Here is a 19,272-nt window from a genome sequence, read left to right on the forward strand (position 1 = left end):
GTCGCGCGCCGGCACGTGATCCGCGCCGGCGTCCTCGCCGTCGAGGCCGCCACCGCCGGCGCCGTCGCCGTGTCGGCGCCGGACCTGCTCGACCCGGCCGGTGGGTCCGCCGCCGGCCTGCTCGTCAACGGCTGTTCCGCGGTCGCCGCCGTCGCCGCCGTGGTGCACCTCGACACCCTCGCCTGGCTGCTGCGCCGCCCCGGGCAGCCACGCCGACCCCTGGAGGAACCGTGACCCTGTTGTACGCCCTCGTCGCCGTGCTGACCGTCGCGGTCGCGGTCGACCTGCTGCTCACCACCGCCGTGATCCGCCGGCTGCGCGCCATCGAGGAGCACCGCGACCCCGGCCTCGCGGCGGTCGGGCCGCCGCTCGGCAGCGCCCTGCCCGCCGAACAGGTCGACAGGGTCACCGGCCGGACCGGCGGTCCGCTGTTGCTCGCGTTCTTCTCCACGACCTGCAAGTACTGCCCGGACCAGGCCGACCGGCTCGCCCGCCGCGCCACCGACCTGCGGCGCGACGGTGTGCAGATCCTGTCCGTGGTGACGACCACGCCCGGCGAGGACGTCGCCGCGCTCGCCACCGTGCTGCGGCCTGCCGGGCAGGTGGTCACCGAACCGGGACCCGGCGAGCTCATGGCGGCCTTCGGCGTCCTCGGCACGCCGGCGTTCCTGTACTACGACGACGGCGGCATCCTGGCCGCGAGCGGCACCACCGTCGACGACCTCCGGTTGCCGGTGCGGCCGTGAACGAGCCCGGACCGGTGCGACTGTTCGCCATGGCCGCCGCGCTGTATCTGCGATCGGCCCCGGCGGCCGCGGCGCTGCGGATCGCGGCCATGCTCATCGGGGGCGGCGCGCCCGTCGTCGTCGCCTGGTGCACCAAGCTGCTGCTCGACCAGCTCAGCGCCGGCGGGTCACACCTGGCCTGGCCGGTCGCCGGGATCGCCGGCGCCGCCGCGGCCTGGGCGGTCGCCGGGCACGCCGGGCGGTACGCGGAGCAGGAGATCGCGCGCCGGGTCACCCTACGGACCCAGGTCGAGCTGTTCACCGCCGTGTCGCGCCCGGCCGGGCTGGCGGAGCTCGAAAACCCGGACTTCCACAACCGGCTGCAACTCGCCCGCCAGGCGAGCCAGATCGCTCCCGCCCAGCTGACCGGGTCGGTGCTGTCCACCGCGCAGGCCGCCGTCACGCTGACCGGCTTCACCGCGACGCTCGTCGCCGGGTCACCGCTGGTCGCCGTGCTGGTGGTCGCCTCGGCGGTGCCGGCCCTGATCGCCCAGCTCCGGCTCAGCCGGCACCGCAGCGACACGCTGGTGCGGATCACGCCCGGCGTGCGCCGCCAGGTCTTCTACGCCGAGCTGCTGCTGGACATGCGAGCCGCCAAGGAGATCCGGCTGTACGGCCTGGCCACCTTCTTCCGGACCCGCATGCTCACCGAGCTGCGCGGTGCGCAGGCGGCGGAGCGCGGCACCGACCGGCTGGCCCTGCGCGTCGACGGGAGCCTGGCGCTGCTCGGTGGGATGGTGTCGGCCGCGGCGCTCGCCGTGCTGGTCGGCAGGGTCGCCGCCGGGCACGGCACGGTCGGGGACCTGTCCGTGCTCGTCGCCGCCCTGGCCGCGCTGCAGGGCACCCTCGCCGGTGTCGTCGCGGAGCTAGCCGCCGCGGGGGAGTGCCTGACACTGTTCCGGCACTACGTCGCCGTGACCTCCGCCGGCGCGGCCGATCCGGTGCCGGCCGCCGCGCCGTCCGACGGCGACGTGCCCACCATCGAGTTCCGTGACGTGTGGTTCCGGTACGGCGAGCGGCATGACTGGATCCTGCGGGGCGCGTCGTTCACCGTCCGCGCCGGACGGTCGCTCGCCCTCGTCGGCGACAACGGCGCCGGAAAGTCCACGGTGGTCAAGCTGCTGTGCGGCTTCTACCCGCCGACCCGCGGCACGATCCTGTGGGACGGCACCGACATCACCCGCCTCGACCCGGCCCGGCTGCGCGAGCGGATGAGCGCCGTGTTCCAGGACTACATGGCCTACGAGTTCACCGCCGCCGACAACATCGCCGTCGGCGACCTCACCGCCGCCGGCGACCTGCCCAGGCTGCGCGCCGCCGCGGCAGAGGCAGGCATCGACGAGGCGCTGCAACGCCTTCCGCTCGGGTACGCCACCCCGCTCACCAGAGCCTTCGGCGAGTCCGACGCCCAATCCGGCGTCGTCCTCTCCGGCGGGCAGTGGCAGCGGCTCGCCCTCGCCCGGGCGGTCCTGCGCGACCACGCCGGCCTGCTCATCCTCGACGAGCCGTCGGCCGGGCTCGACGTGCACGCCGAACACGAGGTCCACCGGCGGATGGCGGCGCTGCGCGGCCGGCGGACCTGCCTGCTCATCTCGCACCGCCTCAACGCCGTCCGCGACGCCGACACGATCGCCGTCCTCGCCGGCGGTGTCGTCGTCGAGCACGGCGACCACGCGGCGCTGATGCGGGCGGACGGGAGGTACGCGGCGATGTTCCGGCTGCAGGCGGGCGGCTACCAGATGGAGCCCGCCCCATGATCGCCATCGGCCTGCTCGGCCCGATCGAGATCCGTGTCGACGGACGGGCGGTGCCGGTCGGCGGCCCGGGACGCCGCGCGATCACCGCCGCCCTCGCGCTGGAGCGCGGTGCCGTCGTGCCCGTGCACCAGCTCGTCGACTCGATCTGGCCCGACGCGCCGCCGGCCACCGCGGTCACGAAGGTCCAGGGCCACATCTGGGCCCTGCGCCGCGAGCTCGCCCGGGCCGGCGGCTGCCCGGCGAGCGGGGCGCTGCAGACCCAGGCACCCGGGTACCGCCTCGACGCCGGCTCCGCGCGTACCGACCTGGCGACCTTCACCGGCCTGACCGCCGAGGCCGTCCGCCATCCCGGACCGGACGGCGCCGCGACCCGGATCGGCCTGCTGCAGCGCGCGCTGGGGCTGTGGCGCGGCCCGGCGTTCGGTGACGTGCCCGCCCCGGCCATCCAGGCCGCCGCGGCCGGGCTGGAGGAGCGGCGGATGTGCGCGCTCGAGGACCTGGCCGAGGCGCTGCTGGCACTGCGGCGCTACGACGAGGCGGTCAGCACCATGGACGCACTCGTGCTGCGGCAACCCTTCCGCGAGCGGGCCTGGGAATGCCTGATGCGCGGCCACCTCGGCGGTGGGCGCCCGGCGGCCGCGCTCGGCGCCTACCACGAGATCCGGCGGCTCTTCGCCGACGAGCTCGGCATCGCCCCGGGGCAGCGGCTCCGGACACTCGCTGGGGCGATCCAACGCGACCAGGGCCGTTAGCGAAACGTTAACGGCCGCCGTGACGGTCAACTCGGCCGGCACCGTGTCGGACCATCGAAGGGAGTGGCATCGGCCATGACGAAGACCCTCACCCGCCTCGGCGACCGCATGCTCACCGCGCTCCTGCCGGGCGCCAAGGCGTCGGCGTGCGTCGGCGACCAGGCCGGCTACTGCGTCTACCGCTACACCGGGTGCGGCGGCAGCCAGTGCTACCAGTACTACCAGTGCGGCGCCTACTGCCGCGTCTACCAGGGCGGCGTCGGCGGCCAGCTGATCAACAGCTGGAAGGGCTGCTGCTGATCGCGGCGTCACCGGCACGGACGTGGGCGGCCTGCGATCGGCAGGCTGCCCACCGCACTGTCCGGCGGACGTGCGCCGCATCGCCAATGTCGCTGAACGTGAGCAGGATTGCTTCCTGAGCCGTTCGGAGGCTGTCTGCGCCTCGGGTGACCACTTACGATCCGGGCATGCCGCTCGCCTGGAGGGTCACCGCCACTGTCGTGGCCTCGGCGGGGTTCGCTGCGGTCTGGGTGCACAGGTTCGTGCTGCAGGCGATGTTCTGGCGGATCGAGCCCGCGTCGACCGGCACCTGGGCGAGCCTCGGAACGGCCGGGGTCGCCCTGCTCGGCCCGCTGCTGGTGTACCTGTGGCTGACCCGCCGGCAGCTGCGCGCACCGGCGACGTTCCAACGCGACGGGGCCACGTTCGTCGCTCCCGGCTCGCCGGTGCAGCCCGGCTTCCTGGCGATCGCGCTGATGTCGCAGGCGGCGAACACGTTTCCGTTCGACAGGGTGCCGGGCACGGACCGGATCGGCCTGCCCACCGACCCGGTCCTGCGGGGGTTCATCGCACTCCCCGCACTGATGGTCCTCGCCGCGCTCGCGCTGCTGTGGCTGCCGGGTGCCGGGCTGCGGCTGACCCCGGCCGGCGTCACCGTGCGGAACGTCTTCCGGACGCACGACATCCGGTGGGACGACCTGCTGCCCGGCGGTCCGCACCCGGGGCAGTGGACGATCCGGCTGCTGCACCGCGGCCCGGACGGCGTCGCGCGCTCGCGCCGCATCGCGGTGTTCCGGCTGCACGTCAACACCGTCTTCCTGACCACCGTGCTGCGCCACTACGCCGAGCGCCCGGAGCACCGTGCCGACATCGGCACCCAGACCGAGCTCGACCGCCTCGGGACCGGCTTCCAACAGTGGAAGGCGCAGCCGGCCGTCCGTGGCGGGCGCCCGTTCCAGCCGCCCGTCACCCCGGCATGACGCGAACCTGGGGCAGTGTGTCGAAGTTGGGCGTGCGGTCTGCCCTGTCGACTACGGCGTGGCGGCGGCGGACGCCGTGACGGCGGGGCCGCTCGGCGATGGGGTTGCGGTTCCGTAGGCGTTGTAGATCCGCGTGGCGTAGGCCTCCACGTCCCAGGAGGTGACGGTGGGCTCCGCGTCGAAGATCACGGTGTAGGGGCCGAGGTCGCGGTCGCCGTCGTGGACGAGGGGTGGGAACGATGTCCTGTCGAGCTGCCATTTGCCGGTGCAGTGCGGCTTCAACGTGTTGCGGAAGCGCTTCCCGCGCACGCTGAACAGCAGGGCGCCGGTGCCGGCGCACCGGGCCCGGAAGCGGTAGTCCCATCCGGCGGGCCACGGAACCTCGGGCATCGGGTGCTCCAGCATGATGCCTTCGAGGTGCAGGGAGTCGGTCATCGTCGAGTGCCACTCGCCGACCAGCACCTCATAGGACTCGGGTGTCTGATCCGGCACGGGTCGCTGCACCGTCCTGGCGCAGGCCGTCAGCGCGGCGAGTGCGACAAGCACCGCCAGGCTCCCCGACACGACACGTTGCGCGATCCCCCGGACATGCACAACACGAGATCGTACTGGGCGGCCGCCACCCGCCTTTCGGCCCCGAGATCCGCGAGCGGCGCCATGTCGTGGAGTGCGGCATCAACCGGCGCAAACGCCACCGCGGTGCCGGCACCCGCTGACGCTCACCAGGCACCTCGCCGGTCCGCGGCAGGCGGCCCATTTGTCGGCGTCTCTTGACGGGGCGCCTGGTCATCCCCTTGAATGCTGGGTGTTACTGAACTAGTAACAGGAGTTAACCACCTTGTTGCGCCGTACCTCGGGCGGACCTGGTGCAGGCAGAACCCCCATCTGTCATCCCGGTCCGGGTCGGGCGGCCACCGCCGCTCCAGCCGCCGGACCGGTCGTCAAGAGGAGCCAATGTGAGACGCACACTCGCGCTGCGCGGGGGCGTGACGGTCGCCGCCGCCGTCGCCGTCGTGCTGGCCGCCACCATGGTGACGGCCGCCGCGACCCGCCCGCCGGACCCCGGCCCGCCCCAGAAGGCCGCCGTCGCGCCTGAGGTGGCCGCCGAGCAGTTCCTCGGCGCCGAGCCCGCCAAGGTGCACCGGTCGCCGGAGGACCGCTTCGACCGCAGGTCGGTCGTGCGGCAGGAGGGGCTGCGGTACGTGTCGTACGAGCGCACCCACCGTGGCCTGCCGGTGCGGGGCGGCGACTTCGTCGTCGTCACCGACGCGAACGGCACGGTGCTGAGCGTCAACGGCGCGCAGGAGACCGCGCTCGACGTCACGACCACCGCCAAGATCGATGCCGTCAAGGCGACGGAAGCCGCGAAGACGCAGCTGTCGAAGGTCACGACCGCCTACCCGCCCAGGCTGGTCGTCCTCGCCCGCGGCAAGGGCCGGCTCGCCTACGAGGTCGTCCTGGAGGGCACCGCCGCCGGCAAGCCCGGCAAGCTGCACGTCTACGTCGACGCCACGACCGGCGCCGCGCTGCCCGAGGAGACCTGGGACGAGGTCGTCGCCGCGACCGGCAACGGCTACTACAACGGCCAGGTCACCATCGACACGTCGGGCTCCGGCTCGTCGTACTCGATGACCGACCCGAACCGGCCCGGGATCTCCTGCGGTGGTCAGGGCGGCACGCCCTACACCAAGACCACCAACACCTGGGGCAACGGGACGGGCACCAACCTGGAGACCGCCTGCGTCGACGTGATGTACGCCGTCGAGCAGGAGTGGGACATGCTCAGCAGCTGGCTGGGGCGCAACGGGATCAACGGCGCCGGCCGCGGCTTCCCCGCCCGGGTCGGGCTGGCGGAGGTCAACGCGTACTGGAACGGCTCGTACACCAACTTCGGCCGCAACTCGGCCGGCACCGGCCAGGCGACCCCGATCGACGTCGTCGCGCACGAGTACGGCCACGCCATCTTCCAGACCACGCCCGGCGGCGCCGGCAGCGGCAACGAGAACGGCGGCCTCAACGAGTCGACCGGTGACATCTTCGGCGCGCTGACCGAGGCATACGCCAACAACCCGAACGACCCCGCGGACTACGACGTCGGCGAGGAGGTCAACCTCACCGGCTCCGGCCCGATCCGGTACATGTACAACCCGTCGCGGATCAGCGGGAACCCGAACTGCTACAGCAGCTCCATCCCGAGCACCGAGGTGCACGCCGCCGCCGGCCCGCAGAACCACTGGTTCTACCTCCTGGCGGAGGGCAGCAACCCGGGCGGCGGCAAGCCCACCAGCCCGACCTGCAACAACACGACCGTGACGGGCATCGGCATCCAGAAGGCCGGCCGGATCTTCCTCGGCGGGCTCAACCGCAAGACCACGGCCTGGAACCACGCCGCCGCCCGGCTGGCGACCGTCCGCGCCGCGGTCGAGCTGTACCCGAACAGCAACGCCGAATGCGCGACGGTCAAGGCCGCGTGGAGCGCCGTGAGCGTCAACGCCGCGGCCGGTGAGCCGGCGTGCCCGATCGGCGGCGGCAACGACTTCTCGGTCACGGTCAGCCCGACCTCGACCAGCGTCACCGCCGGCCAGGCCGCCACGGTCACCGTGAGCACGGCGGTCACCTCCGGCAGCGCGCAGAGCGTGGCACTGTCCGCGAGCGGCCTGCCGGCCGGCGCGTCCGCCACGTTCACCCCGGCGACCGTCCAGTCGGGCGGCACGTCGAGCCTGCGGATCAGCACGGCGGCGAGCACGCCGGCAGGGTCGTACACCGTGACGATCCTCGGCGACGGGGTCAGCGCCGACCGGACGGCGACGCTCGGCCTCACCGTCACCGGCGGCGGCAACCCGGGCACCGCCCCGGACATCAGCGTCGGCAACGTGCGGGCGCACCTCACCCAGTTCCAGACGATCGCCACGAACAACGGCGGCAACCGGTACTCCGGCCGCGCCGGCTACACCGCCTCGCTGCAGTATGTCGAGCAGCGGCTGCAGGCGGCGGGCTACACCGTGACCCGGCAGACCTGCACGTCCTGCACGACCGGCTCGGTGAACCTCATCGCCGAGTGGCGCGGCGGTGACGCCAACCAGGTGCTCATGCTCGGCGCGCACCTCGACGGCGTCGCGGCCGGTCCCGGCATCAACGACAACGGCTCCGGCTCGGCGGTGCTGCTCGAGGTCGCCCTGGCCCTGGCGCAGCAGAACCCGACGATGACCAAGCGGGTCCGCTTCGGCTGGTGGTCCGACGAGGAGCAGGGCCTGCGCGGCTCCGCCTTCTACGTCAACCAGCTCCCGGCGACCGAACGCGCGAAGATCCGGGCGTACTGGAACTTCGACATGGTCGGCTCCCGTAACGCCGGCTACTTCATCAACAACATCACCACCACGGCGGCGCAGCCGCTGAAGGCCTACTACGACTCGATCGGCGTGCAGACCGAGGAGAACGTCGAGGGCGCCAACCGCTCCGACGACGCCTCGTTCCGCAACGCCGGCATCGCCTCCAGCGGCATCGCCGCGGGTGCCTCGGCCACCAAGACCACGGCCCAGGCGCAGAAGTGGGGCGGCACGGCCGGTGCGGCCTACGACTCCTGCTACCACAGCTCGTGCGACACGATCAGCAATGTCGCCGATGTACCGCTGGACCGCAGCGCCGACGCGGTGGCCTACGCGGTGTGGAACCAGGCGGTCGGCGGCCAGTCGACCGACGACTTCAGCCTGTCGCTGAGCCCCACCTCGGGCTCGGTGACGCCCGGTGGGTCGGTGACCACGACGGTGGCCACGCAGGTGACGTCCGGCTCGGCGCAGACCGTGGCGCTGTCGGCGTCCGGGCTGCCGACCGGTGCCACCGCGGTGTTCACTCCGGCGTCGGTACAGGCGGGCTCAACGTCGACGCTGCGCATCAGCACCACCGCGTCGACCCCCGCCGGCACCTACACGGTGACGGTCCTCGGCGACGGGACCGCGGCCGACCGGACGGCGACGTTCACGCTCACCGTCGACGGCGGCGGGCAGGACACGTTCTCGCTGTCGCTGAACCCGGCGTCGGGTTCGGTGCCGCCCGGCGGGTCCACGACGGTGACGGTCGGCACGCAGACCACGTCGGGCAACCCGCAGGCCGTCGCGCTGTCGGTCAGCGGGCTGCCGGCGGGCGCCACCGCGGCGTTCGACCCGGCGACGGTGCAGTCCGGCGGCGCGTCGACGCTGACGATCAGCACCACCGCGGCGACGCCGGCGGGCACCTACACGCTCACCGTGCTCGGTGACGGCGCGTCGGTGGACCGGACCGCCACGTACACGCTGACCGTCACCGGCGGTGGCGGCGGCTGCTCGGGCGTGCCGACGTGGAGCGCCACGACCCCGTACGTCCCGGGTGACCGCGTGTCCTACAACGGCCGCCTGTGGAACAGCACCTGGTACTCGACCGGTGCCGAGCCGGGCGCGCCCGGCTCGTGGGCGGTCTGGACCGACGCCGGGGCCTGCTGACCCTGGCTCCTGACAGGTGGGTGCCCGGCTGCGGCGGGCACCCACCGCTGGTATGTCCAGGCTGATATGCCCTCGATCACTTGTGACGTCGGATCGAAGTATGCGAATCTCGCGCAACCCCTACTCCGATCGAGGAGCTCATTGATGAGACCCCGTTCAGCGGCGCTGACCCTGACCGCGTCCGCCGCACTCCTGCTCGTCGGCGCGGGCCTGGCGATCCCGGCCTTCGCCGCGCCGTCGGCCGGTGTCACGCCCGCGCTCGCCGCGGCGCCGGACATCGCCGTGGCGAACGTGCAGGCGCACCTGACCCAGCTGGGCTCCATCGCGTCCAGCAACGGCGGGACGCGCCGCAGCGGCACCGCCGGCTACACCGCCTCCGTCGCCTACATCAAGGGCAAGCTGCAGGCCGCCGGGTACACGGTGGCCGAGCAGACGTGCACCAGCTGCACGTACCGGGCGAACAACCTCATCGCCGACTGGCCGGGCGGCCCGAGCGACCAGATCACCATGTTCGGCGCCCACCTCGACAGCGTCGCGGCCGGCCCGGGCATCAACGACAACGGCTCCGGCTCGGCGACGCTGCTGGAGAACGCGCTGGTCCTCGCCCAGCAGAACCCGACTATGAGCCGGCACGTCCGCTTCGCCTGGTGGGCCGGCGAGGAGCAGGGCCTGCAGGGCTCCGCCTTCTACGCCAACGCCCTCACCAGCACCCAGCGCACGCAGATCAAGGCGTACTACAACTTCGACATGATCGGCTCGCCCAACGGCGGCTACTTCATCAACCACATCACCTCCGCCGCCGCGGCGCCGATGAAGGCGTACTGGGACTCCCTCGGCCTGCAGCCGGAGGAGAACACCGAGGGCGCCGGCCGCTCCGACGACTACTCCTTCGAGCGCGTCGGCATCCCGACCTCCGGCTACGCCGCCGGCGCCAGCGCCCGCAAGACCTCCGCGCAGGCCGCGAAGTGGGGCGGCACCGCCAACAGCGCCTACGACTCCTGCTACCACCAGTCCTGCGACACCACCAGCAACATCAACGCCACGGTCCTGAACCGCGCCGCCGACGGCGTGGCCGCGACCATCTGGCAGACCTCGGTCGGCGGCTCCACCACCCCGCCGCCCACCACGCCCCCGCCGACCGGTGGCACCTGCAGCGGCCAGAAGCTGCTCAACCCCGGCTTCGAGTCCGGCGCCACCTCGTGGACCGGCACCAGCGGCGCCATCGGCCAGTGGGCCTCGCAGGGCCAGCCCGCCCGCACCGGCACGTACTCCGCCTGGCTGCTCGGCTACGGCTCCACCCACACCGAATCCATCTCCCAGGCGGTCACCATCCCGGCGGGCTGCTCGGCGACCCTGACCTTCTACACGCACATCGACTCCGCCGAGACGACCACCACGGCGGCGTACGACAAGCTGACCGTCACGGCTGGCTCGACCACCCTCGGCACGCTGTCCAACCTGAACAAGGCCTCCGGGTACGTCCTGCGCACGTACAGCCTGAACGCCTTCGCCGGCCAGACCGTCACCATCAAGTTCAACGGCACGGAGGACTCGTCGCTGCAGACGTCCTTCGTCATCGACGACACCGCCGTCACGGTCAGCTGACGACCTCCCGCGGAAGCCGCGACGCCCCGGTCGGACGACTGGGGCGTCGCGTGCTTGGTCTCAGGCCGGGCGCACCACCAGATCGACCTGCTCTGGCCCGAGCGGGACGTCGAAGTAGGCGTCGATGATGTACGTGCCCGGCTCCAGCTCGACGTGCATCGTGACCTCCGGGCTCCGCTCGACGTCCCCGACGACCAGCCGGCCGGACGCCACCGCGAGCGCCACGGAGGCGATCGGCGCCCGGCCGTCGCCGTGACCGAGCCGGTCCCGCCAGACCCGGACCGTCACGTCGGCGAACTGCATGTGCTCGACACTGAACACGACCACGTCACCCCCGGCGACGAACTGCCACCCGGCGGGCGGCTGCTCGGGCAGCCCCTCGAACGTGCAGCCGGCGTCCGACACGACCAGAAGACCCCACCCGTAGGGCGCGGTTCCCTGCCTGATCAACATCGCGGCCACCGCCCCGCGGCACACGCTGCTGCCTCGCAGCCGGAGAAGTCGCTCATGATCCGCATTGTCGCGCGGGCGCCTCGCCCGGTGGGAAGCGGCTCGGTGACGGTGACGCGCCTCGATGCCGCCAAGGGGCACGGGCGATGCTGTCCGCTCAGGACGTGTCCTGTCTGCCGAGCCGGCCTGATCTCCATCGCCGCCGTCATCTGGGTCCGGTGATCGACAGGACCGGCTACCTGTCGGGCCTCGGCTTTCGACTCTTCGCCCCCTCGACCCCTCGGCCTCCCCGCGCAGACGTTGGTCAATGCCCCGGAATGTACCTTTTGGGGAATCGACGCTGCGCGATCCGCCTACATTTCAGAGATCCACTTGGGGGTGGATCGCGCACCGTCCATGGAACGAAGGCCGCAAATGCGGGCATTGATCAATGTCTGTGCAGGAGCCGTGTCGAAGGTGGGCGCGTGGGCGCCAGGCCCGAAATCCGCGCTGCTGGCGATGTACCTTTCACCACCCATCGGCCCCGCTGAGCAGCGACGATGATAAATATCGTGCTGTTCCTTCGCGTGTCGGCGGAAGGCTGCCTAGCGTCCGCATGCAGGAGCGTTCCCGTCGCTCCATCGACGCAGGCAAGGAGGCAGCATGAGAAACACTCTGCGCGCCGCCGCCGCGACCGGTCTGCTCGCCGCAGCAGGCATGGTGGCGCTGGTGGGTTCCGCCCAGCCGGCCCTCGCCGACACGCAGATCTGTGAGACCTACGGGTCCACGACGATCGGCGGCCGGTACGTGGTCATGAACAACAACTGGGGCAACAGCGCGACCCAGTGCATCAACGTGACGAGCACGGGCTTCTCGATCTCGCAGATCAACGCGAACAAGCCCACCAACGGGGCACCGGCGTCCTACCCCGCCATCTACGTCGGCTGCCACTACAGCAACTGCTCGCCGGGCACCAACCTGCCGATGCAGATCAGCGCGATCAGCTCCGCGCAGACCAGCATCTCGTACAGCTACGTCGGCGGCACGTACGACGCGGCGTACGACATCTGGATGGACCCCACCCCGAAGACCAACGGCGTCAATGCGACCGAGATCATGATCTGGTTCAACCGCCAGGGCTCGATTCAGCCGGTCGGCAGCCGCGTCGGCAGCGCGTCCATCGCCGGCCGCACCTGGGAGGTCTGGCAGGGCAACAACGGCGGCAACGACGTGGTGTCCTACGTCGCGCCGTCGCCGATCAGCAGCTGGAGCTTCGACGCGAAGGCGTTCATCAACGACGTCATCAGCCGGGGCAAGGCGACCACCTCGTGGTACCTGACGAGCATGCAGGCCGGCTTCGAGCCGTGGATCGGCGGCCAGGGCCTCGCCGTCACCGCGTTCTCCGCCGCCATCAACGGCGGCGGCGGGGGTGGCGGCGGCGGGGGCGGCGGCGGAACCGCCGGCTGCTCCGCCACGTACAAGACCACCAACAGCTGGCAGGGCGGCTTCCAGGGCGAGGTGACGGTGCGCAACACCGGCTCCTCCGGCATCTCCGGCTGGAGCACCACCTGGTCCGGCGGCAGCGCCACGATCAGCAACCTGTGGAACGGCCGGGTCACCGCGACCTCGCCGGTGACCGTGCGCAACGAGACCTACAACGGCTCCCTCGGCGCGAACGCCACCACCACGTACGGCTTCACCGCCGGCGGCACCGCCCCGTCGTCGGTGAGCTGCACCGCCTCCTGACCCGCTGAACGAGGCCGGCCCTGCCCTCACGGCGGGGCCGGCCGCGGCGTGCCGGGACCGATGGCGCAATCGACACACGCCAATTCTGCAAGCGCGGCAATTGTTTCGGTTGGGTCGACGGCCGGACTGTGGCCGTCTGGCTGGCGTGCCGCTTGCCGGGTGCCGCCATCATGGCGGGGTGCAAATGTGGTGGAGGCATCCCCGTCTATGGTTCGTGGTTCTGCTGTCAATTGTGCTGCTCGGCGGGGTGTCTCTGATCTACCTGCTCCTCGGGGAGGGGCGCGAGAAGTCGGACCAGTGGGCGAGCGTGATCTCCGGCGGCATCGCCGTGGTCGCGTTCGTGTGGACCGTGATGCGCTGGCTCTGGCAGCGGCCCGAGCTCGGTGTCGCGTGGGATACGGCGGAGCGCATCGCCGCGCTGTCTGCCCTGGCCGGGGCCCAGCTCGAGGTGTGGACGCAGGAGCAATCCGCCCGGCAGGTCCACGATCCCTGGCCGCTGCCGGTGCGGTGGCTCGTGAGCACCCAGGCCGAGGCGGTGATGGCCAGCTGGGGCGCCGTCCGCGGTGCGCCGGGCGGCACGCCCCTCGCCCTGGCCGGATCGTACGACGACGTCGCGGACGTGTTCATGCGGGAAGGCGCGCCACAGCGGCTCGTCGTCCTCGGCGAGCCGGGCGCGGGGAAGTCGATGCTCGTGCTGCACCTGACGCTGCAAATGCTGCGGCGGCGGCAGGAGGACGCGCCCGTCCCGGTGCTGCTGCCGATTGCTGGGTGGGACCCGGCGGAGCCGCTCGACGACTGGGTCGCGGCGCGGCTCGTGCTGGACCACCGCTCCCTCAGCCGGTTCGTGCGGACCGAGCGCGGTGAACGCCGCACCGTCGCCCGGCAGCTCGTCGCCGAAGGGCGGATCGTGCCGGTGCTCGACGGCTTCGACGAGATTCACCCGGTCCGGCAAGGAAGCGCACTGGCCGGCATCGCCGCCGCGGCGGGTGTCGGCCGGCGGTTCGTCCTGACCAGCCGCACCAAGCCTTACGAGATCGCGGTCGAGGGTGCCGCGCCGCTGGCCCGCACCGCCGTCGTCGAGCTGCAGCCGCTCCTGCCGGCCGAGGCGGCGCGGTACCTCGCCGACGGCGCCGAGCAGCCGACAACCCGGTGGGACCCGGTCGTTGCGGACCTCACCACCGGCGTCGGCACCCCACTGATCCAGGCGATGTCCACGCCGCTGACGGTGTGGCTCGCCCGCGTCGTGTACCGGCACCGCGGCAGCACCCCGGGCGAGCTCGTCACCGCGCCTTGGGCGGCCGGCCGGGACGGGATCACGCGGCACCTGCTCGACGAGGTCATCACGGCGGCGTACACCGCTCCGGTCGGGCGGCGGCCGGCCCACGGCGTCGAGCACGCGAGACGCGCACGTATCTGGCTGATGACCCTCGCCCGTCACCTGCACAACCACCGGATGTACGACCTCGCCTGGTGGCAGATCGTCGAGCTGCCGCCGGGGCCGGTGCTGCAGGTGTTCGCCTTGCTCGGCCTGTGGGGTGCTGCGATGGTCGCGGTCACGAGTGCCGCGGCCTTGATCGTCGGTGGCGTCCCGGACGCGCTGGCGGACGGACCGTTCAGCGCCACGGTTGTCGGGCTGATCCTCGGCCTCGCCATCGGGCTGGTCCGGCGCACGGTCAGCGACCACCAGCGGCCGCGACGACTGACTCTGGGCCACGTGCCGGCGTGGATGCTCGTCACCGGCCTGCCGGTCGGTGCCTGTGTCGTAGCCGTCGCCGGTCCGGAGCCCGCGTTGCTGGCGGGCACTGCGGCGGGCATCACCGCGGCGCTCATCGCCGGCGCCGCCGGCACGCGCGGTCACGACGATCAGCGGACGGCCAACCCGGCGGTCCTGCTCAGCGAGGACCGGGCGGCCGGCCTCGTCGCGGGCACGGCCGGGGGCCTGGCGGTCGCGGTGGCGCTGGGCTGGTTCATCAGCTCGGGACCGGGCGTGCTGGACACGGTGCGGAACGGTCTCGTGTACGGCCTTCCGGCCGGGCTGCTGGTGGCCGGCCTCGTCATCTCGGCCACCGCATGGGGGCAGTTCTGCTTGACCCGCATCGTGCTCTGGGCGCGTGGTGCGACGCCACTGCGGCTGCTCTCGTTCCTCGACGATGCGTACGACCGGGGGATCCTGCGAAGGGTCGGCAGCGTCCATCAGTTCCGGCACCACCTGCTGCAGGATCATCTCGCCAGGCAGCCGCGACCGGTCGGCGACCCGTGAGGCGGTCGCCCACCCGAAACCGTTTGAGCCTCCGCTCTGGCTGCCGGTAGGTTGCCGGTGGCCCTGCCACCCGTGAGGACAGAGGACGAACCGCGTGACCCCGCCTGCTCTGTAGACCTGACGCTCTTCCCGCTCACCTCCAGGCCGACGTCGCCCGTCGGTCCTGCCGGGCTGCCCTCGTGCGCCCGGACATGCAGCGTTCGGGGCCGCGCTTCCGGCCTCGGGTCAGGTCTTCAGAGAGATCGCCATGTCTTCACAACCTCATACCGTGCTGTCCTGGGTCGTCCGCCGGACCAGGCTGCCGCTGCTGTCGCTTCGGTGCCTGGACTGCCGGTCGGAGTCCGCCACCACCGGCGAGGGCAGGTTCCGCGTCAACGCCAACGGCAAGCTGCTGGACGTGTGGCTGCTGGTGCGGTGCGTGTCCTGCGACCGGACCAGCAAGCTCACCGTGCACGAGCGGGCGCCGGTCAGCTCCGTCGACCCGGTCCGCCTGGACGGGTACCACGGCAACGACCCGGACCTGGTGGCCGCCGTGCTCCTGGATCCGCTGCTCGCCCGGCGCGGCCGGTTCGCCCTGGACTGGCGGGGCGCCTGGCGGCTGGACACCGCGCCGGTCCGGGCCGACGCGACGTGGCCGGTCCAGGTGGAGGTCGTCTTCGCCGATCCGGTCCCGGTGCGCCCGGACCGGCTCATCGCCGAGCACCTCGGCCTCACCAGGGCGGAGGTGCCGCGCCGGGTCAAGTGCGACGTCTCGCTGCGCCGCCCGACGACCACGGGCTTCAACTTCCTGGTGATGGCGGAGGCCGCCGTCCGCGGCTGACCGGCGGCGCACCACCGAAGGGAGGTCAGCCACCGCAGCCGCCCCCGCCCCCGCCGCACGACGTGCCGCCGCTGCCGCCGGACGAGCCGCAGCTGTAATGGGACGTCGTGGTGCCGCCGTCGTACGACCAGGTGCGGCGCCGGGTGCGCACCGCAGGCGCCCGGCGGGGGCGCGGGGCGGTGGTGGTCTGGGCCGGCGGTGGCCGCAGGCCCGCGAAGAACGCGGGGTCGCCGGCGCGAAGCGCGGTGTCGCCCCACAGGGCCACGGCCGTCGCCGCACCCGCCGGGCCGTACGTGGCCCAGGCCGGGTTGAGGTGCGGCGCCAGGTGCGGGTGCGCGCGCCGGGCGGCCGCCCAGACCGACGACGCGTCCCGCGCCCGCGGCGCGTCCACGTTGACGGCCACGAACAGGAGCACGCCGTACAGGACGAGCGACAGCAGCAGCAGGCTGACCGGCCGGTGGTTGAGCACCCCGGCGAGCAGCCGGACCACGCCGACGGCGAGCACCGCACCCAGCGGCACCCACCGGCCGATCGTGAGCCGCCGCTCCCGGGCGTGGTCAGTGCGCAGCCCGCGCCGGCGCAGGTCGTCGTCGATCGCGTCGAGGGCCGCCGCGACCTCCGCGACCAGCTGCAGCTCGCCGGCCCGGGCCGGCACCCGCACCGCCGCGAGCAGCGCCCGCTCGAGCGGCGTCGCGTCCCCGGGCAACGCCCCGTCATCGCCGGCCGCCGCACTGCGCGACACCACGCAGTCCGCGGCCTCGACCGCACCGCGCGCCCGCAGCGCGGCGAGCGCGGCATCGACGGCACCCGGCCGCCGCGCGTTCATCATGGCGAGCTGCTCCGCGCCGAGCCCGCTCGTGCCGGGCCGCTCCAGCCGCCGCAACCGCAGCCACCGTCCCAGCAGCGCGACCCCGGCGGCGACCACCGCCGCGGCGTGGAACAGCAACAGGAAGTCCGGCCCGGACACACCCCACGTGTCACCGGCCATCACGATCGTCCGCATACGACCACCCCCGCGATCGACGTCCGGCCTTCATTGTCGGCATCGACCGGCGTCGTACGCCACGGTGCCGCCCCGGCTTGAGCAACTCTTGCCACACGGCGGCGGTGTCCATGGATGATGCGCGCTGCGACGCGGGAGACCGAGGCGTGGACGGCGGGCGCGTCCCAGCTCGAACCCCGCACGCCCACGGGCCGTCCGGCTCCGGAACGGGGCACACGGCGAAGCCCTCGGCGACCTATGATCCGCGCATGGCCGGCACCGGGCTCGTGGCACCGTCCGCATCACCGTCTTCCGAACCCGGCCCGCGGCACGCCCGCGGCGGGCTCGTCCTCGCATCGGTCGCCGGCGTCCTGGTCGCCGGTGTGGTCTCCGTTGTCGTTGCCGTGAACAGCACCGGCTCGCCTCGAACGAAGCCGCCCGCCGAGGTCACCCGTACGTCCGTCGTGACCCTGGAAGGTCACACGCAGGGCGTGGCGGCCGTGGTGTTCAGCCCCGACGGCCGCATCCTGGCCACCGCCGGCATGGCCAACGAGGTGCGGCTGTGGAGGGTCACCGATCCGGCCCACCCGGAGCTCGCCGCCACGTTCGCCGGCAGCGACCGGCTCATCAGCGGCGTCGCGTTCAGCCCCGACGGGCGCCTCCTGGCCACCGCCGGCGGGGACCTCACGGTCCGCCTGTGGGACGTCACCGATCCGGCCCACCCGACCGCCGCGGCCAGCCTCACCGCCGACCGGGGCACGACCCAGTGGTCGCTGGCCTTCACCGCCGACGGGCGCACCCTCGCCGTCGGCGGCGGGGACGCCACGGTCGGACTGTGGAACCTCGCGGATCCGGCCCACCCGGCACACATCACCACCCTCACCGTGGCGACGGGGCCCGTGAGCTCGGTGGCGTTCAGCCCTGACGGCCGCAGCCTCGCCATCGGCAGCGGCGACGACCTCCCCACCCTGTGGAACGTCGCCGATCCGGCCCGTCCCGCCATCGCCGCCGTCCTCGCCGACCCGAACGCCCGCGGGACGTCGAGGTGGGTGGCGTTCAGCCCTGACGGCCGCACCGTGGCCACCACCACGGACTTCAGGCCGCATCTGTGGGACGTCACCGATCCCGCACACCCGGCACGCATCGCCACGCTGCCCGAGCAGCCTCACCTCGTGCTCGGTGTGGCGTTCAGCCCCGACGGCCGCATCCTCGCCACCTCCGGCAACGACCGCACGGCGAAGCTGTGGGACATCGCCGATCCGGCGCACCCCGCACCGCTCGTCACCTTCACCGGCCACAGCGATCGGGTGCCGGCGCTGGCGTTCAGCCCCGACGGCCGCACCTTGGCCACCGCGAGCGGGGACCAGACCGTCAAACTGTGGAACGTCGCCGGCTCACCCTCACCCGGCGGCGTCAGGTCCACCTGACGACGGTGAGGCCGTTGCCGGCGGTGACCGGGCCGCGCAGCACCACGCTGTCGTGCTCGCCGAGCAGGAGCGCATCGCCGAGCGGTGCGCCGTGCTCGTATGCGCCTTCGACCGCGAGGGTGTCCGGCCGATGCACCGTCACGCCCGCGCGCCGGCCCACCACGATCCTGCCCGCGCTGTCCGCGCCCAGTACCTCGACCGCGTCCGCGCCGATGGCCGCCTGCCGCAACGGCTGCAGCGTGTACGCGTCGAACGCCACGAGCTGCGTCGGTCTCACGTCCCAGACGTTCGGCGCGCGGGCATCGTCCTGCCGGACCCCGCACAACGCCACGACCTCGTCGCCGACCAGGGCGGGACCCGCGCCATGCGCCACACCATGCCGGTCGACGCAGCGTCGGGCCGCCACGTCGAGGTCGGACACCACCGCGTGGTACGGGGACCAGCAGCGCTGCCGGCCGTCGGGCAGCCGGTACACCAGGCTCGGTGCGCCAATCTTGACCGTCTTGAGCACCGAACCGTCCACCCGGGACACCAGCTTCATCGATCTGCCGAAAAACGTGGAAATGCCGCTCACGTCGCCGGATAGGGCCACCATGCGGCCCTGATACGTGCCCAGGCCCTTGCGGAGGTTCGCGGATGTCCGCGACAGCGAGGCCAGACTGATCCGGCAGAGACCGAACGTGGCCAGTGCCCACGCGCCATCCTGGTGGTCGCTGTCGCCGTCGAAGACGATCGCGCGCAGGTCGCCGGAGACGGTCTTGCCGACCCGGACGTCGCCGGTGAAGGCGTCGCATTGGTACAGCTTGCCGTTCGGCAGCGTGGACAGGACGCTCGCCGTGCCGGGCACCCGGACCAGGTCCGCGCCGTACCCGGTCGGCGATGTGACCGGCAGCTTCCACCCGCAGCGTCTCGAACCGTCCGGCTCCGCCTCTGGGGGCTGGCCAACAACCCCGCGCTGCCGGGAGCGCTGCTGCG

At 72.7% G+C, this 19,272-nt stretch carries 16 protein-coding genes; 12 read left to right on the forward strand and 4 right to left on the reverse strand.

Translation table 11 applies throughout. From position 1 onward, the window contains the following. The 6 genes from ABZ321_RS46645 to ABZ321_RS46670 all read left to right on the forward strand — a co-directional run. Positions 1-234, forward strand: a 234-nt coding sequence (locus ABZ321_RS46645) for a hypothetical protein (protein WP_354902723.1), incomplete at its 5' end; no start/stop codon positions are given. Beyond that, complete coding sequence (locus ABZ321_RS46650; protein WP_354902726.1) at positions 231-746, forward strand: TlpA disulfide reductase family protein; 516 nt, start codon at positions 231-233, stop codon at positions 744-746. The genes ABZ321_RS46645 and ABZ321_RS46650, both read left to right, overlap by 4 nt. Beyond that, entirely contained in the window at positions 743-2,542 is a 1,800-nt protein-coding gene (locus tag ABZ321_RS46655) for an ABC transporter ATP-binding protein (protein WP_354902728.1), read from the forward strand. The genes ABZ321_RS46650 and ABZ321_RS46655 overlap by 4 nt, the downstream gene beginning before the upstream one ends. Then, positions 2,539-3,294 carry a BTAD domain-containing putative transcriptional regulator gene (locus tag ABZ321_RS46660; RefSeq protein ID WP_354902731.1) on the forward strand — a complete coding sequence of 252 codons (756 nt, stop codon included), beginning with the start codon at positions 2,539-2,541 and terminating at the stop codon, positions 3,292-3,294. Before ABZ321_RS46655 ends, ABZ321_RS46660 begins: the two co-directional genes overlap by 4 nt. A 75-nt stretch (positions 3,295-3,369) precedes the next feature. After that, entirely contained in the window at positions 3,370-3,594 is a 225-nt protein-coding gene (locus tag ABZ321_RS46665; protein ID WP_344506513.1) for a hypothetical protein, read from the forward strand. Positions 3,595-3,761: 167 nt separating this feature from the next. Further along, a complete protein-coding gene (locus ABZ321_RS46670; RefSeq protein WP_354902733.1) occupies positions 3,762-4,553 on the forward strand; it encodes a PH domain-containing protein in 792 nt (263 codons plus the stop codon). Positions 4,554-4,604: 51 nt separating this feature from the next. Here ABZ321_RS46670 and ABZ321_RS46675 read toward each other — a convergent pair whose 3' ends face one another. Next, positions 4,605-5,099, reverse strand: a complete 495-nt coding sequence (locus ABZ321_RS46675; RefSeq protein WP_354902736.1) for a hypothetical protein — start codon at positions 5,097-5,099, stop codon at positions 4,605-4,607. 410 nt (positions 5,100-5,509) lie between these two features. Between ABZ321_RS46675 and ABZ321_RS46680 the strand changes: the two genes are divergently transcribed. Continuing rightward, positions 5,510-9,028: a M28 family peptidase gene (locus tag ABZ321_RS46680; protein ID WP_354902738.1), complete on the forward strand. Its 3,519-nt coding sequence runs from the start codon at positions 5,510-5,512 to the stop codon at positions 9,026-9,028. A 144-nt stretch (positions 9,029-9,172) separates the two neighbouring features. Beyond that, positions 9,173-10,633 (forward strand): M28 family peptidase, encoded by a 1,461-nt coding sequence (locus tag ABZ321_RS46685; RefSeq protein ID WP_354902740.1) that lies wholly within the window; start codon positions 9,173-9,175, stop codon positions 10,631-10,633. A gap of 60 nt (positions 10,634-10,693) precedes the next feature. On the opposite strand, the gene ABZ321_RS46690 is transcribed toward ABZ321_RS46685, so the two are convergent. Further along, positions 10,694-11,086 carry a hypothetical protein gene (locus ABZ321_RS46690; protein WP_354902743.1) on the reverse strand — a complete coding sequence of 131 codons (393 nt, stop codon included), beginning with the start codon at positions 11,084-11,086 and terminating at the stop codon, positions 10,694-10,696. Between the two features lie 639 nt (positions 11,087-11,725). Here ABZ321_RS46690 and ABZ321_RS46695 point away from each other — a divergent pair. From ABZ321_RS46695 to ABZ321_RS46705, 3 genes are all read left to right on the forward strand, one after another. Next, positions 11,726-12,808, forward strand: a complete 1,083-nt coding sequence (locus ABZ321_RS46695) for a cellulose binding domain-containing protein (protein WP_354902746.1) — start codon at positions 11,726-11,728, stop codon at positions 12,806-12,808. A gap of 247 nt (positions 12,809-13,055) precedes the next feature. Then, on the forward strand, positions 13,056-15,068 hold the full coding sequence (locus ABZ321_RS46700) for a hypothetical protein (RefSeq protein WP_354902748.1): 2,013 nt from the start codon (positions 13,056-13,058) through the stop codon (positions 15,066-15,068). 268 nt (positions 15,069-15,336) lie between these two features. Then, the gene (locus tag ABZ321_RS46705; protein ID WP_354902751.1) at positions 15,337-15,888 is read left to right on the forward strand and encodes a DUF1062 domain-containing protein; all 552 of its coding nucleotides are present in this window, start codon (positions 15,337-15,339) and stop codon (positions 15,886-15,888) included. Between the two features lie 25 nt (positions 15,889-15,913). On the opposite strand, the gene ABZ321_RS46710 is transcribed toward ABZ321_RS46705, so the two are convergent. Next, complete coding sequence (locus ABZ321_RS46710; protein ID WP_354902754.1) at positions 15,914-16,891, reverse strand: TIGR04222 domain-containing membrane protein; 978 nt, start codon at positions 16,889-16,891, stop codon at positions 15,914-15,916. Between the two features lie 248 nt (positions 16,892-17,139). Between ABZ321_RS46710 and ABZ321_RS46715 the strand changes: the two genes are divergently transcribed. Then, positions 17,140-18,297: a WD40 repeat domain-containing protein gene (locus tag ABZ321_RS46715; protein ID WP_354902756.1), complete on the forward strand. Its 1,158-nt coding sequence runs from the start codon at positions 17,140-17,142 to the stop codon at positions 18,295-18,297. On the opposite strand, the gene ABZ321_RS46720 is transcribed toward ABZ321_RS46715, so the two are convergent. Beyond that, positions 18,284-19,144 (reverse strand): hypothetical protein, encoded by an 861-nt coding sequence (locus ABZ321_RS46720; RefSeq protein ID WP_354902758.1) that lies wholly within the window; start codon positions 19,142-19,144, stop codon positions 18,284-18,286. The genes ABZ321_RS46715 and ABZ321_RS46720 overlap by 14 nt on opposite strands. Between the last annotated feature and the right edge of the window lie 128 nt (positions 19,145-19,272).

It is taken from the genome of Dactylosporangium sp. NPDC006015, assembly GCF_040614215.1.
Lineage (GTDB): Bacteria > Actinomycetota > Actinomycetes > Mycobacteriales > Micromonosporaceae > Dactylosporangium > Dactylosporangium maewongense.

What these genes read in the sequence shown, in the direction of transcription:
- ABZ321_RS46660 (WP_354902731.1), top strand. Translation starts at nt 2,539, where the DNA reads ATGATCGCCATCGGCCTGCTCGGCCCGATCGAGATCCGTGTCGACGGA.
- ABZ321_RS46665 (WP_344506513.1), top strand. Translation starts at nt 3,370, where the DNA reads ATGACGAAGACCCTCACCCGCCTCGGCGACCGCATGCTCACCGCGCTC.
- ABZ321_RS46670 (WP_354902733.1), top strand. Translation starts at nt 3,762, where the DNA reads ATGCCGCTCGCCTGGAGGGTCACCGCCACTGTCGTGGCCTCGGCGGGG.
- ABZ321_RS46685 (WP_354902740.1), top strand. Translation starts at nt 9,173, where the DNA reads ATGAGACCCCGTTCAGCGGCGCTGACCCTGACCGCGTCCGCCGCACTC.
- ABZ321_RS46690 (WP_354902743.1), bottom strand. Translation starts at nt 11,086, where the DNA reads ATGTTGATCAGGCAGGGAACCGCGCCCTACGGGTGGGGTCTTCTGGTC.
- ABZ321_RS46695 (WP_354902746.1), top strand. Translation starts at nt 11,726, where the DNA reads ATGAGAAACACTCTGCGCGCCGCCGCCGCGACCGGTCTGCTCGCCGCA.
- ABZ321_RS46710 (WP_354902754.1), bottom strand. Translation starts at nt 16,891, where the DNA reads ATGCGGACGATCGTGATGGCCGGTGACACGTGGGGTGTGTCCGGGCCG.
- ABZ321_RS46715 (WP_354902756.1), top strand. Translation starts at nt 17,140, where the DNA reads ATGGCCGGCACCGGGCTCGTGGCACCGTCCGCATCACCGTCTTCCGAA.